The sequence below is a fragment of the Dictyobacter sp. Z7_2 genome (assembly GCF_057551105.1).
Map to the genome: position 1 here is coordinate 4,535,593 of NZ_BAAJPE010000002.1, position 16,244 is coordinate 4,551,836.

Here is a 16,244-nt window from a genome sequence, read left to right on the forward strand (position 1 = left end):
ACAAAGCTATGCCTTCATAGAAGATGGTTATAAAGGAGACAAATAATGCTCTTACTCTCGCTCGTCTGGTGTGTGATTGGCCTCTTGATAGGACTTATCTCGCTGGCCACACATTTTCAGCCTGTCGAATGGATAAACAGGTATCGCAAGGCCACTGTGATCCTCATGGGAGGCCTGGCTGGCGGCCTCGGTGGCTGGTTGGGCATCTGGCTCTTTGGACATCTCTTTGCCGCCGCCACTGCCATCTGGTTTGCAGGCGTCATCGTGCTCGTCGTCCCATGGAGCATCTACGCGCTTCATCGGACGCGCTTAAAAGTGTCGAGCGAAGCGAGGACACCGTAGCGTCGTGCCCTCGGGCACGATGTCCCACTTGACGTACGATCAGGTACCCCCGCGAGATCCCACTCGACGTACGATCAGGTACCCCCGCGTATTTTGCCGAGATCTTGCTGTCTCGTACGTCGAGTGGGACATCGTGCCCGAGGGCACGACGCTACGGTCTCCCGAGGCAAAAAAGATGAAAGGACACCCGAGTTTTTGGATACCGTTCACTCGTCCTGTCATTTCTGCTACAATGATAAGAGATTGTAACAGAAATGAGGAAATGAGCCTATGCGGCCCGAAGGCCGTTCCATGCGCGAGAATATTTTAGCTGCTGCCGTCCAATTGTTTGCGCAATATGGTTATCATGCAGCCCCCTTGCGTGATATTGCCCGTCTGGCGGGGATTCAGGCGGCGAGTATTTATCATCACTACCCGAGCAAGCAGGCGCTGCTGGTAAAGATCATGGAGACCTACATGCAGCGTCTGAATGCCAGCCTCGAGCATATTTTGAGCGCGTATAGTGATCCTTTACGCCGCCTGGATGAGGCTATTGCGAATCATATTCGCATGCATACGATCTACAAGGCGGAGTTTTTTATTATCGATACCGAGATGAGAGCTTTAGAAGACTCATCTCGTCTTTATGTCTTCTCTTTGCGTGATACGTATGAATCTTTGCTCCAGGACCTGCTACGCGATGGCATGGAGCGCCATGTCTTTCGTCCCTGCGATGCGAAAGTGACATCGTATGCGCTTATCGCGATGTGTACGCAGGTTGCGACATGGTTCCGTCCCGATGGGCGGCTCAGCGTGCAACAGGTGATTACCATGTATCGTCAATTGATCACGGAAGGATTGCTCTTGCCGCAAGATCTGCCTCAGCGGGCGGATGAGACTCTGCCTGATACGACTGCGCATCAGCTTTAGTTTTTTTGCTACTTTGATGGGATGGAAGTCTGGCGGATCTAAGGGAGCAAGAGGAAGAAGGTGTCTTGTTCGGGTGCTATATCTGGACAGATCTATCTTTTCTTTTCTCTTTCTATGTAAATAAATGGAGGCGGCAGGCAGGTAGGATAAAACTAGCTGTTTGGCTTCTCTATGCTAAATATTGAGGATAATAAGGGAGCAATTCACCGTTATGGTAAGTGAAAAAAAGCGCCCTCGTAAGTACAGAAGGTTCTGGGTCTGGGTCGTGTTGGTACTTTTTGTTCTTCTCTGTGGTTGCGCGATTTTTACAACCCGGATGCAGGGAAGTTTGGACCCTGTCATTGTCCAGCCGACAGCGAAACCGACGCACACAACGACAGCTACACAGCCCTCGATGACTCCCAGTGCCAGCGTCATTGCCACGTTGACTTCGACTCCGGTTCCTCTGTTCACCGAGGACTTTAATGATAATCATAATGGATGGGCCGTGAATACCGCCGAGTATCTACGCACCTTGAGCCATCAGAGATTAACGCTCTCCGTCTCAAATCATACGACCTTAACCGAGAACATTCCGGTTTCGACTGCGTTAAGTGACTTCACCTTGTCGACAAATTTTACTCTGGTGCAGGCGGATAAGGGCGATAAGATGGGTCTCTATCTACGTGGCGATGGCAATCTGGATCATGACTATCGCATTGATATTTTTGGGAGCAATATTGTCACGATCAATAAAGAGTATTTAGATACTGCTGGTCTGTCACAGAGTCTCCAACTGGCTTCCGTTGCCAGCAAAGAGAGCGTCTTGAATCCGATTGGACAAGAGAATAATTTGCAAATAGCGATGAATGGTCCCGATATCGCTCTCTGGATCAATGGGGTCAATATCGCAACTGTACAAGATTATGACTACACGCATGGACAAGCCGCTCTCTTTGTGCAAAATAGTTGCTCTTCAAGTGCCGCCACCGTCGCCTTTAGCAGTCTGGATATCACATCTATCCCTGATCCTAATCCTGATGTGACTCCGTCGGTTACCGCGACCCCATCGGTTACCGTGACGCCATCCGCAACCCCGACCACCACAGCGACCCCGACCGCTACCGCGACCCCATGCCAGTAGCGTCGCACGCGAGCGTGCGACGCTACTAGATGTGCCATGCGTGTCTATCGATATAGGGTTGCAGGTAGGCTCTGACAGGCTCTTTAAGTTGCTGATAAATCTTGAAGAGCAGAGGTCCTATAAAGTAGATGAATACGAGCACGCTATAGACAACATACAGCTTCTGTCCAATGGTTAATTGCGGATGCGCGATCAGCGGTTGCCAGAGGACACTAAAGTCGGGGATATAATGACAGGCGGCTTCCAGGGCATAATTGTTCTGCATGCATACAGTCAGACGCGCCTCACTTTGGAAGATGGTTGCGCAGATGCCGACCCAGGTCGAAAGACAAAGGATGCCAGCCGTTAACAGGTTGATCATTGGATGGCTATCCTTTTCATGTAGTCTGATCGCGAGCGCCAGCGTTGCAGGTAGCGAGGCAAAGAGGAAGAAGCGTGGTCCCCAATAGAGACCTCCGTACCAGGCCCACCATCTTGAATAGACAAGTATCAATCCTATCAAGAAACAGACCCAGAGGGTGTAGACCTGATACAGATTGAGCTCATATTTTTCCTGCCAGCTTTTTAACGTGCGTCTGACAGGTAACAGGAGTCCTGGGGCGAAGAAGATTAATCCCTTGCCAAAAGAAAAGAGAATCGATAAGAGTCCATAGATGAATGGATAGCTGAAGCCAGGTAGTCCAGCAAAAGGCATAAAGGTGTGGTTACCCGCATCGTTGGCGTAGCCGTTGGCAAAAAATGATCCACGTCGTAGCCACGATTCGCCTAATATCAAAAGGCCGGTAATCACCAGCGCAATCACATAGCGGAGGCGTTTCGTGGCGATGATCCGCTGTAAGACGGCCAGTCCTAGTCCAACGAGTGTTGCTGGCGTATTGACTACTCCCAGAATTACCGCGATCCATCCCCCCCATGAGGTGAAACGAATCATCACGGCCAGCAGACCGAAACCGACGCAGACGGCGGTAAAGACTTCTCCATAGTAGGAGGTAAGATGAGCGGCAAACATGGAAGCTGTAATCAGCAGCAGAAAAAACTTTCGTAGCAGTCCACGCGGTATGCGATCCTTGCAGAGAAGGTAGACGAAGCCGAGGCTCAAAGCAAAAAGCACATAGTTGTAGATGAGGATCCAATCGATGGGATCTCCCAGCCTTTGGCCGATGATCAGCAATGGTAACGAAAATAATGGTCCAATCAGCGAATATTTATTCTGTAACGAGACAACGTTTCCATGCTGAAGAAAGGTCGTAATGTATTGATAACGAAGCGTTCCATCTCCATGGAGTGTTCTGGGCATAATAAAAAAGAGGAAAAGCAGGCCAATGATAATCAAACAGGTCTCGAGAGAAGCAAATAAAAAGGTCAGTTTGGAATCTTTACTCTCCTGATTTGATAATACTGTGTGTGATCCTTCAGCAATCATTAATAAGATGGCTCCTATCTGTTCTGATGCCAGTCTGTAATAGAGTAGATCTGGTAATGTATTAGATCTGGCTAGATAAACATATAAGTTTATGATGTTATCTGTACTGTACTTGATAGTACTGATCAGAAGCAAATAATTAATCTTTTGTCGTACCGGAGACGTCTTTGAGAGGCGATGGCGGGAGATGCTCACCAACGTAGAAGCGTTGGCTAACTTTTGTGCTATGAGTGGAGTGTATCTCCCACGGGATGCGCAACGAATGCACCTCATTTTGCTGCCTGTTTTAATTATTAATACCGCAAATGTAGCACAGGGGTTTTACGCCCCTGTGAGGTGCCATAGCGTCAAAGACCCTCCATTGATCATATTGCCAGGGAGGCACTGGGAGCCGAACATGGCACATGAGTGGCATGGGCACCTCGGTTTTACGCCCCTGCGAGGTGCCATAGCGTCAAAGTCCCTCCATTGATCATATTGCCAGGGAGGCGCTGGGAGCCGAACATGGTACATGAGTGGCGTGGGCACCTCACAGGGGCGTAAAACCCCTGTGCTACATTTGCGGTGTATTTGTATAAAAGATACAAATAATTATTTTACCTATTTATGGTGGCGCTGGCCTGTAGAAACTGTGCCACATAGCGCCCGATGATATCCGTCTCGACATTGACCTGTGAGCCTATCCGGGCCTGCCCGAAGTTGGTATGCTCGCGTGTGTAGGGGATGAGCGAGATCGAGAAGCGATCATCCCAGACATCGACGACGGTCAGGCTGACGCCGTTGAGCGCGATGAAGCCTTTGGGGACGATGTAGGATTTTAGTTGCGGAGGCAATGCCAGTGTGACGTCGAGTCCGATGCCATCAACGGAGGTTGTGAGAATCGAGACGCAGGCTTCAACGTGTCCCTGGACCATATGGCCTCCCATGCGTCCATTGGCGAGCAGCGAGCGCTCCAGGTTGATTGGATCTCCCGGCTGTAAGCTACCCAGACGTGTCCGGCGGAGCGTTTCGGGCATTGTATCCACACGAAACCAGTCTGTCCCCAACTCGGTTACTGTCAGGCAGATGCCATCGACGGCGACGCTATCTTTGATTGAGAGATCATCCAGGATCTGCCGCGCCTCGATGACGATGCCGGTCGGCTCGCAGGCACGCAGAGATCCTATCTCTTCAACGATTCCCGTAAACATGAGCCTCTCCTTTCACTTGCGCCTTGTTTTTGAGCATACGAATGGTGCGGACGGTCTCGACGGCGGCGTGTGCAAATTCGGTGCCGCGTGCGATACGTTCTTCTGCCTGCTGCTGATTCTCAGCGCACTGCACGCCAAAGATGATTGGTACACCGGTATCCAGAGCGACGCGCTGGATGCCTTGCGCGGCTGCGTCTCCGACGATTACGTCGTGGCGGGTAGCGCCTTTCATGACGCAGCCAATGCAGATAATGGCATCGTACTGGTTCGTTGATGCCATTGCCTGTGAGATGGTGGCCAATTCGTAGGTGCCGGGCGCGTAGACGGTATGAATTTGGTCCTCGGCGGTGCCCAGGCGCAGTAGCTCCTGATGTGTCAGGTTCAGGAGCGCTCCTGTGATGTGCCAGTTATAGCGAGCCACGATGATCCCGATGCGCAGTCCCGTGCCATCGAGCGTCATCTCTTGTACCTGGTATTGCATAATGATCGGACTCCTTTTCAAGTATGATCCATAAAAAAATTATAATGCTGCAGGAGTAATATGATGTGGCGTTAACATATGTCCCATGCGCTCGAATTTTGTTTGTAAATAGTGCATATTATCGGCGGTAGGAAGTATCTCTAATGGGACGCGTTCGACGTTGATCCCTGCTTCGGCAAGGGCCTGGATTTTCTGCGGATTGTTGGTCAGCAGGCGAGCGCGGGCGATGTTGAGATCCTTGAGTATTTCGATGGCGATGTTATAGCTGCGGGCATCGCTGGGATATCCCAGTTTTTCATTGGCCTCGATGGTGTCGAAGCCCTGATCCTGCAAGGCGTAGGCCTGCAATTTGGCGGTGAGTCCGATGCCACGTCCCTCCTGCGGCATGTAGATGAGGATGCCGCGTCCTTCGGCTGCGATGGCATGCAGGGAGGCGTGTAGCTGCGCCTGACAGTCACAGCGCTGCGAGCCAAAGATGTCCCCGGTGGCGCAGGCCGAATGAAGACGTACCAGCGGAGCCTCTGCCTGCGGATCATCGATATTGCCCAGGGTCAGCGCCATGTATTGCTCTTGCGCGTCGAGCTCCTGATAGGCGAACGCTTTGAATTTGGCTTCTGGCAGCGGGAGCTGTGTCTGTGCGACGCGGGTGACATGATGCTCCTGACGATAGCGGGCGATGGCTGCGACGGTGATAATTCCGATCTGCCACTGCTTGGAGAGCTCATGGAGCGCTTGTCCACGTGCCGCTTCTCCCGTATGATCGAGCACCTCGCAGATCACGGCAGCCTGTGTCAGGCCAGCGAAGTTCATGAGATCGACGGACGCTTCAGTATGTCCTCGACGCTCAAGTGAGCCTCCGGGACGAGCGCGCAGCGGAAAGACATGTCCTGGACGTCCCAGATCATCTGGTCGGGTGGTGGGATCGACGAGCGCTCGGATCGTACGTGCACGATCGTGTGCTGAAATCCCCGTTGTGGTCCCATGCAGTGCATCCACCGACATCGTAAAAGCTGTACCTTGAAGCGAGGCACCACGATCGTGGAGGAGGGATAATTGTAGTTTATCGATCAGATCGCCCGCCATCGCCACACAGATAAGTCCATGGGCTGATTGCAGCAAGAAGTTGATCGACTCGGGCTGGGCGAATTGAGCGGCCAGACAGAGATCCGCCTCATTCTCACGCTGCTCGTCATCGGTAATTAAAACCATCTTGCCCGCCTGAATATCGCGTACCGCCTCCGCCACTGAAAGATAGTGAAATGTGTTGTTTGTCTGATTGGACATGCGAAAGGTACTCCTTATGATGTTTTCTAACCAGTTTTTATTTGCTAGAGCTAAATTATGCGCACAAGATAGTACTCTGTCAAAGGTCATGAAAACAGCGTAGTGTCGCACGCTCGCGTGCGATGTCCCAGGAACTCGTACTACGCAAACGGGCCTGATCGTACGTCGAGTGGACATCGCACGCTCGCGTGCGACGCTACTGGAAATACGGCCTACTTGCATGGCACAAAGCGATAAGCTTCGGGACGGGGGAAAGCACCTGAAGAGGTCTTGAGGGGAGAAAAAAGTGTGCAAAAGACACTATCTCATATATGCAGGCAACGCAGAGCAGTCCTTGAAGACAAGCTTCAGCAATGCCAGGAAATGAATAGCATCGATCACATAGCAGCGGCACAACAAAGCCTTGAGTCTTTGTTGCTGACTGTGTCTTCTCCCATCCGGACTATACCGTCGGCTCTGGAACTTCCCCAGATCCACCAGTGCAAGCGTAGCTATGCAGTAGGTCGCGGGCTTTACCGCCGATCGGGAATTGGAAACACCTGATGATGTATCCTCACCCTGCCCCGAAGACATATGATATAAAATTCTTCTACTCAGATAGTAATGAAATTCTGGTACTTTGTCAACACTTGCGCACGTTTTTAGCTGGCGTTTCTGATATTTAGATATTATTTCCGCTTAAAAGGCACTCGTGAAGAATGCGTGTATATCTTTCTCTACATCTCTCTGAGAGGCTGGCAAGACTCAAGGGAATGATCTCTATCTCGGTGTTTTTCACTCGCCCTTTGTACGTATCCAGATTATTTCTTTCCTCAGTCCGATTCTTATTGCCGCTCTGGCTCCCTTTGTCCAACAAATATTGGGTACGGTCTTTCGTATTTCAGTCTAAACGAAGATATTGATCAGTCGTTTGAGTTTGAGAGGGGAGTGCAATTCAGATCGGGTTGTGCTCCCCAATTGCCTCCGTAGATGTTTTGTCCAATTGGATCGATCCAGTGTTGCTGCTGCTGATAGTCGTTGGTGGCGTTGAAGACTTGTCCATTGGGAGCCTGTAATCGATAACTTTTAAGGCCTTTGTCGATACATGAATGGAATAGTATCGTTGATTAGATACTATAATCCTATCCAGATAGTGTTATAGCGTAAGTTATAAAATTTAAGTGCTGAGTCGTATAGAAACGTTGCACCGGGCAAGTAGGAAACTTTTATAGTATGCTTGATTAGCGGCAAAAAATAATGCATCAGTTCACAAAAACCTGATTTTTAAGCTCCTTTGTCAGTGATGGGCGATTCGAATAGCTTTGTTACACTGTATACGTGTTTGTTTGAGTTATGCTACCTGTACGATTTCTGTACGATGACGATTTCTATACGATGTTGAGGTGAGACTGTATGTCTTTTAATACTTCGATAATACCTCTGTGATGCGGCTGTATGATACACTGAAAGAGAATTCTTCCTACCCCTTGATTTTATTATAGTTTTGGGGAAGATTTTTTGATTGCACCAATGCTGGTTGCATGTGAGCCGAGGCTGGCGAGATTATGTATAGAATAAATGCGTGTTTATCGCTCGTCAGGTAGACGCTATGAGCTACGTTCAATGTTGAGGAAAAGCTATGATTAATAATCCTATTTCGTGCCATCTGATCACCTGGGGGGATCATTTTGAGCAGGGCTTGCAAGAAGTAGAAGAGATTGGTTTCCATGCCTGCGAGCCGTTTTCGCATGTTGCTCTGGCTTATGAAGAGAAGCCTGAGCAGTTGACCGAGCTGCTGGCGTCGCATCATCTGCGGCTCTCGGCCCTCTATGGCGGAGGACGCTTCAGCGATCCGACGCGTCGCAATGAGACCGTGGCGGCGAATGTACGCCTGGCTCGTCTGTTAGCACGTCTGGGAGTTGATCGCCTGGTATTTGGACCTGCTGGCCCCCGTACGATCGGCGGCACCAGTGATGATGCTCTGCGGGAGGCCGCTCAGACCATCAATGAAGCGGCGCGTGCCTGCTATGATCTTGGCGTTCTGGCCTGCGTGCATCCGCATCTCGGCACCGAGATCGAGACCGAGCACGAGATCGATACCATCATGGAACTGACCGATCCACGCTACGTCTATTTTTGTCCCGACACCGCTCATCTAACCTGCGCCGAGATCGATGTTCCGCAGATCATCCGCCGCTATGGCGATCGCATGCGCTACATGCACGTCAAAGACCTGCGCGACGGAGCCATCGAAGAGCGTCGCAGCAAGCAAGCGGGAACGCCAGTCTCGTCCGGGACGGAGTCGCTGCCGATCTTTAGCGAGCTGGGAACAGGCATCATCGACTACACACCCATCATGAGTGCCCTCGCTGACGTCAACTATCAGGACTGGATCACCGTCGAGATCGACGTCTCCCTGACAACGCCCAAAGAGAGCCTCATCCTCTGTCGCGACTACCTCCAGCAAAGACTGGGCGCACAGCTTTAGTCGCGAGCCGAGCTTCATTATTAGAATCGAACAAAGTAAACTGAAAGTGCCTGATTAGTTTACTTTGTTCGATTCGTTTACGTCTTTGCTGCTATCTGCTATACTAAGGTGGTCGGAAGTTCTAAATTGGGCGGGAGGCCTGCTGTGGAGAACAATGAGTTACCCAATGCGCATGTGCGGGATGAGAAGGTGGATAAGTATCTTGAGAAGCTGTTGCCTGGCATCACGCAGCGTGGATTTAGTCATGAGCGTATCGATGATATTGTGCGCTCTATGGATATCAGTAAGGCGACCTTCTATAAGTATTTTTCTTCGAAAGAGGATGTGATTGAGCGTGGGGTCGATCTGATGGTGAGCTATCTGGAGCGAGCGAGCGCATTAATTAGCGACGAGGCCATCTCATACACGCAGCGCTTTCAGGAGATTTATCAACAATCAGTCGTCATCGCTTGCTATCTCTCCAACCCCTTCTTGCTCGACCTGAAGCAGATATATCCCGCCCTCTGGGAACGCGTCAAGCAAGCTCAGCAGGAGCGGCAACAACAGATCCAGCGCTGCTACGAGCAAGGCATGCGGGCGGGCATCTTTCAGCCCATCAACCCGATGCTCATCATTTTGCAGGACGAGGTGGTGCTGCGTAACCTGATCGATCCCACCTTCCGCACGGAGCATGATCTGACGCTGCGTACGCTGCTCTATGACTACTACATCATGCAAAAGTATCAATGGTTCTTCCCGGAAGCGCGTCCGCAGATCGACGATGAATCCGTCACGGCCTATATCGACATGATGGCGCGCAAAATATCGCTGGGCATCCACACCGACTCCTTGCGACCGTAACGTCGTATGCCTGCCCGCATGTATGATCTGGGCGGGGCCAGAGATAGATCATACAATGCCGAGACGTGCCCGATAGCTAAACCAGAAGGGGATGAGCTCCTCTCCCAATGCCTGCCTGACATCCGACTCAAAGCGATCCCACTCAACCTCCTCCGGACGCAATCCCTGCTTGATTAGATGGCTGATGTGGCTGCTGCGTATCAGACCGATAAAGCGCTCGGCATCGCCCATCTCCTGATGGTGGAGCTGTATCTCTTTGAGATAGCGGAAGCGTCCGCTCGCCCGCATCCGCGCCAGATGCTGATCCTTGGACCAGCGTGTTACTCCTTCCTCAATCCCCCGCCTCTGACACACCGTCTCGACACGCTCCATCAGCGCCCGATACGCCTCCTCTGCTTGCCAGGAGAGCGTCGGCGGCCAATCATAATCGTAGGCCGCGAACAGCCCTCCCGGACGCAGGATACGCTCGACCTCCTGGAAGGTCGCATCCGGTTCCATCCAATGCAGCGATTGCGAACACGTCACAATATCGGCACAGCTGTCGGCCAGACCCGTCGCCGTCGAGCGTCCTTCCTGATAGCGCACATTCTCCCGCTGGCTCGCCAGACGTAGCTCATCCGCCTGCCTTCGCATATCCGCATTTGGCTCAATCCCGACCACCTCATCCGCGCATCCTGACCACAAATGCGTCGACAGACCAGTCCCGCTGCCCAGATCGACCACCCTATGCGGCCTTTTCCGCTGTATCAACTGAGGGAAGATGTCCAGAATCACCGTCGGCGGCTGCGGACGATAGGTCGTGTAAGCACGCGCTCGACCACTCCAGATCGCACTGTTATCTTGCATCGCTGTAAACTCCTCACTGTCTCATAGATGTATCCTTATTATATCTTCTCACTTCTTCAGGCAATCATCTTGCAGCATTTCCAAATTAGAGTCCGTTCAAAAATCGATTTTTTGGAAACACATGCAGATGGTATACTAGTTGATGTTGGATGATCTTAGTGGAAAGAAGGATTTTTCCGTTTCTATGGATAGTAGAAAAATAGAGCAAAGCAGATCTAAAGAGAGCGTGGGTCAGGATACCTTTTCGCGTCAACAATACCAGGAAATGTTTTATTCACAGAAGAATAGACTTCTTGAAGCAAAAAATAGATATGAATCATTATCACCTGTAACACTTGAAAAGGATCACAGAGAAAAGAATATAAGGCAAAAATTCCAGGCTTATGATATAAAAGAAGACGCATATTTATTTATGAGATTAGAACAGGTGAGAGAGAAACTACAAGGTGCCAATAACGATGTTAAAAAATTAAAATCTAATGATTTATTCACTAGGAAGCAGCAAGATGATTTGCAGCAAAAAGAGTTGCAGCAGAAAGATTTGAAGAGAATGGAAATTGCGTTGCAAGGTGCTATGGAAAAAAGACAGCACTATGAAAGTAATCTTGTGAGAAGAATAAGTGAGCTAAAGGGTATTATAACAGATATTCGGGCAACTAGTAGAACCCAATATACTCAACAAAATGGTGGTGATGTAATCAAGGCCATTCAACATAGGATAAAAGAAACCCATAGGGAGTTAATAGGTAATGCAGATCATCTTGGTACCAACACATATAAGTATTTTCATGAGAGCCAATTACATTCTTGTCCTCCAGATTTACAGATGAGAATGCTACAGCAATATCCTGATGGATATGATTGTGGTGCTGCTTGTGTGACTGCACTCTATGGTACACGTATAAAAGGGACATCATTACTAGAATTGTCTAAAGACGTTTATCCGAAATATCCCTTAGAGGATCTTAACATGAACGGAACTGTAATAAGTCAACATGTGCAAGTTTTATCGGATTTAGGAATCCAGACGAGAACCTTTGGTGCAACAAAGGATCTTAGAGAGAGACTTAATACAGGTGGAACAATTAACCCGATTATGGCATTGATTGGCAGGCGCGACAATAATAGTGGTCATTATGTAATAATTTCTGATGTTACCTTACGTTATAAAGGTGAAGAGATGATCGCATTTGCAGATCCCCTTACACAGAAATCGCATCTCGTCTCATTTAATGAATTTTTAGATGTATCAGGTGGAAGATATCTTCAAACAGTGTAATTTACTGGGCGGAGCCGCGGTTTATAGGCCTCTTGCAGTTCAGGTGTGGATGTGGGACGCGTGACTATTGAGGAATTGATCCGAGGGAGGCACTGGATGGATCAGAGGTTGTCTGCAAGAAGAGTGCTGGCGTGTCAGATATCGTCAGGAAGCTGAGCAAGTGGATCATGTTCAGCTAATTCAGCTAAGGTATATATAGCGGGATGGGCAAAAAGCCTGCGGTAAAAAACCTGGAGTGCATAACCCTCTGAGCAACTCCAGGTCCCATGATTAAAATTACCGCTGATCTTCGAGCGATTGCACTATTTCTTTATACTCTTCACTGTGTTTGGCTCTTTTTCCTCCGCCTTGCTTGACTTTATTGATGATAGCCATAGCAAGTTCCTTACTGTCGGCATGATGCTTGACCTCAAGCCAGTGCTTATGATGATTTGGCAGGCTGCCAGAGATGCTTCCGGTTGGAAGGTTATTCACTGCTTGTATGTAGCTTTTTATCTTGCTGGCGACAGGATCGTTGGGAGGTTTATCATCTTCGTGGTGATCAGGCGCGTCTGCGACTTTGCTGATCTTCGGAGGCTGGACGCCATCGATCTGCAAGCGTCCGTAGCCGCTGGACGTTTTTGCTCCGATGCCGAGTTCCTGGAGGGCTCCGGCGAGGATCTTGAAGGCGAGTGCTAGCCATAGCTCGGCATGCTCAAGATCGGGGGCGGTGAGCGCGATCAGATACTGTCCGGTGGCGCTGAGGAAGGGGACGGGGATGGGAGTATCCATGTCGGTGGGTGCAGCTCCTTGTGTGCCTTGATAGTAGTTTTGGTGGTGGACAGTGATGATGTCTGGATGCAGGGCTTTGAGATTATGATCGCTTGCGGGCACATAGAAGGCGTCCAGGAAGTTGATATAGCCAGCTTCTTTGTCGTTGCCAAACAGGATGGTCTGGGCTGTCTGAGCGGATTGTGTTTTGCTGACCTGTTTCCAATGGTCGTCTGATTTGAGGTAGCGGTGCACGTAGCTGGCGGCCAGGCCTTTGAGGGCGCTGCCTGGGATATAGGGGACTCCATAGGTCCGATGGAGTGTCACTGATGCCTCGAGGACACTCTCGTTGCCCAATCCTACAATCATACGTCCGAGCGCCGTGGCTTTATGCGTGCTGGCTTGCTTTTTTTTCTCCAACGGTACAAGTGTTTGTGTCCAGCGTTGATAGAAAGATTGATAGATGCTGGTTTCCGCAATGTTCGCGACCTCCTGCACGAGACCTGCTCGACTGGAGGTATCATCGCGATCCTGGCTGGCGAGGAACTTGTCCAGCCACAGACCTGCGTGCGTCTGATGCTGATCTCTTTCTTGCGCTCCCATGTAGGCGCAGATGGATGTAAGCTGGCTGCGACGACTATCCATTGCTCTGTTCCTCCTCGGCGCCAAGGTCGCCGTTTTGTACGTCGAGAATCGATTGCGCAAAGCGCTTGTACCAGAGGAGTGCGTCCATGATCTGCTGCGTCAGGCGCATGTATGCTTGTAGCTGATCCTCTGGTCGCTGACCCTCATGCTTTGTCCTGTCAACCTCGCCTCTGGAGGCTTTGAGCAGCTCGTCACGATTTGCCTTGCCAATCGTGCTGGCGAGATCGCTCAAGAGCTCTTGCTGACACGTGTTGCCCCGTGAGTCGACAAAGGCCAGAGCTTGTGCCAGGCCGGCGGAGCGGATCAAAATCGGCAGCTTATGTGCCATCGCGCCGTAACTTTTGGCGAGAGGATTTGCTTGAATGGCTTTCACCTTCTCGTGTGCGCTTATCGCATATTTTTGATCGCGTGTGAGCATCGCTTTATTCTCCTTTGCCAGTCAGTCGAACCTGACACAGACCGCGTCCGACGGTCGCGTTGCCTCCCAACTGGATTGTCTCTGTGGTCAGCAACGACAGCTCTTGAAAGATGGTTTTCGCTGGCAACGCTGCGGAGCTGGTTGGGGTGGCGAGTACGATGCCGGAGAGGATCGTCTCGGCAGGGAGCGCTTCTTCATACCAGAGTGCGCCGTCAACGGTCGTCTTGGTATCAGCGTCCAGGCGGATACGCGTGATGATCTCCGTCGCCGTATCGAGCAGGAAGCTCAGGACATCGTCATGGACGAGGCAGAAGCGCTGCTGCAATAACTTTTGCCATTCTACATCATCTGGAAAGACCCGCGTGGCGATCCATTTGGACCAGATGCGGACCTGCTTGCTTTTCTGGGCTGCCAGATCAAGATCCTCCAGACATATCTTGTCCTCGGCATCGACCGTCATTGTGAGCACGCTCCCCTCGTCGTTGATGGCGCACTGGATCGATGTTTCGATCGCCGGGACACCTTCTACATCGGGTAGTGGGGTTCGCGTCTCCTTGATATCGCGCAGCAGTCGCTGGAGCACAAACGGCGAGGTCACCCAGGCAAATGTCCCCGCCAGGCTGCGGACCGGGAGCAGGAGCAGTTTCTGATCGGAGAATTGAGCCAGGCTGGCGCGATTATCGACCGCATCAAGCTCTCTCGGTCCAAAGATCAGCTTGCTTAAGCGCAACCTTTCCTCATCGGTCTGATTGAAGCCGCGTGTGGCCAGAGCTCCTTTCAATGACGATCCCGGGAGATAAGGTAGGCCGGTGGCTTTTTCGCGTGCGATGGGCAGATCGATCACTCCTGCCCCCTGACCGGTTCCCGGATGTAGCGCAGATAGGGCATGTATAAAAGAAAGTTGTGCTTTCATTAGTTATTATTTCCTCTCTTGAGATAGTTCATAAATGCTTTTAGTACATTGGTTTGTCTTAAATTTAGGCTAACGAGTTTATCTAAATCTGTATCTGTAAGCTGATGATCTACCAGATACTCTTTTTCGTCATCGACAAGTTCTTTAAGCGTTAATTTTCCTGAGGGTAAGTGGGTACCTTCAAGAATTATTGCTACTCCAACTGCTATATTATTTTTGCAGAGCAATGGTTTTAGGATGAGTGGACTCGCAAATCGATCTTTTTTTTCTTTATCATCACCAACTATATTATCTGTGACTTTTAATATAGATTTTGGCGGATCAGGATTGTCCTCCGTTCCATTTTCTTCACTATCTATAAATTGGAAATTAATTGGCAGGCCAAAAGCGGCTCTAGGAAATTTGCTTGGATGGCCTTTGGGTTTGTAGTGACTCTTTTCTGTGTATCCTCGAATGGCTTCTGCTTCAGGCCAACGACTGCGACCAGAGCGGCCAAAAGAGCCCTGACGAAAATTTGCTAACTTACCAATAAGATAGTCCCAGGCTTTTTCCGATGTAGTTCTTGGACGTTGTGTTTTCTTGGTTGCATTTGTTGGTATTGATACGATACGGATGTCCATTTCTCGACTTAAATGTGGAACACCTTCAGGCCATCTCATGTTGGGAAAATCATTGAGTTTCGTCTCAATCCATTTTTCGACCTCTGAGTATGACTCAGGTAAATCGAGATTGGGCTTCTCATTACGCATTTGTAAATGCAATGCACCAAACCCTCTTCGTGTTCGTGCTCCTATTCCTCCAAAAGTTTCCCATGCCCATAAGGCTGCTTCGATGTCTTTTTTTCTGTTCTCTGGAAATGTGATTGTTAATGTGAAACCTATATTGTTATAGACCTTTTTTGCCTGAATACTGGGGTCTATTTTCTTTTGCTGCTCTGTTGGTCGTAATGGAAAGGCTGCATATGTAGCAAGAGAATCGTCTTCCTCATGATGAACTGTGGCCGTATCTCCTTCAACAGAGATAATTACAGCTTCCTTGATTAGAGATTCTTCATCATCTTTTTTATTTGCCTTGCCCCAGATTGCATCCTCAAGCTCTTTCATCTCAGCGAGATCGCCGGTAGCGTTGCCGCCGCGACAGGCACGCCACCAGAAGCGCAACATGCCGCGAATCTCGGTAGCGCGTACGACTGTGATGGGATCATACTCGAAGGGCTTGACGCCTCCGCCGTAGAGGGGAGTGATCAATCTGTACTCACGTGTTTCGCTGACACGTTGTTCCGTGGTCGTGGGCATAAGATCTGCTGGCGGAATACTTTTTGATAGTCTTCTCAT

General features: G+C 50.1%; 15 protein-coding genes and 1 riboswitch. Of the genes, 6 read left to right on the top strand and 9 right to left on the bottom strand.

From position 1 onward, the window contains the following. Positions 1-45 precede the first annotated feature (45 nt). The 3 genes from AC27N8_RS32395 to AC27N8_RS32405 all read left to right on the top strand — a co-directional run bounded on the left by AC27N8_RS32395 (position 46) and on the right by AC27N8_RS32405 (position 2,374). The gene (locus AC27N8_RS32395; protein ID WP_487073320.1) at positions 46-342 is read left to right on the top strand and encodes a hypothetical protein; all 297 of its coding nucleotides are present in this window, start codon (positions 46-48) and stop codon (positions 340-342) included. A gap of 270 nt (positions 343-612) precedes the next feature. Then, positions 613-1,251, top strand: a complete 639-nt coding sequence (locus AC27N8_RS32400; RefSeq protein WP_487073322.1) for a TetR/AcrR family transcriptional regulator — start codon at positions 613-615, stop codon at positions 1,249-1,251. Between the two features lie 211 nt (positions 1,252-1,462). Continuing rightward, on the top strand, positions 1,463-2,374 hold the full coding sequence (locus tag AC27N8_RS32405; protein WP_487073324.1) for a 3-keto-alpha-glucoside-1,2-lyase-like domain-containing protein: 912 nt from the start codon (positions 1,463-1,465) through the stop codon (positions 2,372-2,374). Between the two features lie 25 nt (positions 2,375-2,399). Here the strand turns inward: AC27N8_RS32405 and AC27N8_RS32410 are convergent, their stop codons facing one another. The 4 genes from AC27N8_RS32410 to ribA all read right to left on the bottom strand — a co-directional run bounded on the left by AC27N8_RS32410 (position 2,400) and on the right by ribA (position 6,752). Next, positions 2,400-3,797 carry a hypothetical protein gene (locus AC27N8_RS32410; protein WP_487073326.1) on the bottom strand — a complete coding sequence of 466 codons (1,398 nt, stop codon included), beginning with the start codon at positions 3,795-3,797 and terminating at the stop codon, positions 2,400-2,402. 596 nt (positions 3,798-4,393) lie between these two features. Beyond that, entirely contained in the window at positions 4,394-4,987 is a 594-nt protein-coding gene (locus AC27N8_RS32415) for a riboflavin synthase (RefSeq protein WP_487073328.1), read from the bottom strand. Continuing rightward, positions 4,968-5,468 (bottom strand): 6,7-dimethyl-8-ribityllumazine synthase, encoded by a 501-nt coding sequence (gene ribH / locus AC27N8_RS32420; RefSeq protein WP_487073330.1) that lies wholly within the window; start codon positions 5,466-5,468, stop codon positions 4,968-4,970. The genes AC27N8_RS32415 and ribH overlap by 20 nt, the downstream gene beginning before the upstream one ends. 39 nt (positions 5,469-5,507) lie before the next feature. Continuing rightward, a complete protein-coding gene (ribA, locus tag AC27N8_RS32425) occupies positions 5,508-6,752 on the bottom strand; it encodes a GTP cyclohydrolase II (protein WP_487073332.1) in 1,245 nt (414 codons plus the stop codon). Between the two features lie 421 nt (positions 6,753-7,173). Next, a riboswitch (FMN riboswitch) is annotated at positions 7,174-7,327 on the bottom strand. A 1,043-nt stretch (positions 7,328-8,370) separates the two neighbouring features. On the opposite strand from ribA, the gene AC27N8_RS32430 reads away from it, so the two are divergent. Beyond that, complete coding sequence (locus AC27N8_RS32430; RefSeq protein WP_487073334.1) at positions 8,371-9,219, top strand: sugar phosphate isomerase/epimerase family protein; 849 nt, start codon at positions 8,371-8,373, stop codon at positions 9,217-9,219. Between the two features lie 144 nt (positions 9,220-9,363). Continuing rightward, positions 9,364-10,059: a TetR/AcrR family transcriptional regulator gene (locus tag AC27N8_RS32435; RefSeq protein WP_487073336.1), complete on the top strand. Its 696-nt coding sequence runs from the start codon at positions 9,364-9,366 to the stop codon at positions 10,057-10,059. Positions 10,060-10,107: 48 nt separating this feature from the next. Here the strand turns inward: AC27N8_RS32435 and AC27N8_RS32440 are convergent, their stop codons facing one another. Next, positions 10,108-10,905, bottom strand: a complete 798-nt coding sequence (locus AC27N8_RS32440; RefSeq protein ID WP_487073338.1) for a class I SAM-dependent methyltransferase — start codon at positions 10,903-10,905, stop codon at positions 10,108-10,110. Positions 10,906-11,089: 184 nt separating this feature from the next. On the opposite strand from AC27N8_RS32440, the gene AC27N8_RS32445 reads away from it, so the two are divergent. After that, positions 11,090-12,184 (top strand): cysteine peptidase family C39 domain-containing protein, encoded by a 1,095-nt coding sequence (locus tag AC27N8_RS32445; protein WP_487073340.1) that lies wholly within the window; start codon positions 11,090-11,092, stop codon positions 12,182-12,184. 276 nt (positions 12,185-12,460) lie between these two features. On the opposite strand, the gene cmr6 is transcribed toward AC27N8_RS32445, so the two are convergent. From cmr6 to cmr1, 4 genes are read right to left on the bottom strand one after another with little or no spacing between them, the layout of a single operon-like run. Next, positions 12,461-13,579: a type III-B CRISPR module RAMP protein Cmr6 gene (gene cmr6 / locus AC27N8_RS32450; protein ID WP_487073342.1), complete on the bottom strand. Its 1,119-nt coding sequence runs from the start codon at positions 13,577-13,579 to the stop codon at positions 12,461-12,463. Then, positions 13,572-13,997: a type III-B CRISPR module-associated protein Cmr5 gene (gene cmr5 / locus AC27N8_RS32455; RefSeq protein ID WP_487073344.1), complete on the bottom strand. Its 426-nt coding sequence runs from the start codon at positions 13,995-13,997 to the stop codon at positions 13,572-13,574. The genes cmr6 and cmr5 overlap by 8 nt, the downstream gene beginning before the upstream one ends. Before the next feature lie 4 nt (positions 13,998-14,001). After that, positions 14,002-14,910, bottom strand: coding sequence for a type III-B CRISPR module RAMP protein Cmr4 (gene cmr4 / locus AC27N8_RS32460; protein ID WP_487073346.1), 909 nt, complete (start codon positions 14,908-14,910; stop codon positions 14,002-14,004). Then, positions 14,910-16,244, bottom strand: coding sequence for a type III-B CRISPR module RAMP protein Cmr1 (gene cmr1 / locus AC27N8_RS32465; protein ID WP_487073348.1), 1,335 nt, complete (start codon positions 16,242-16,244; stop codon positions 14,910-14,912). The genes cmr4 and cmr1 overlap by 1 nt, the downstream gene beginning before the upstream one ends.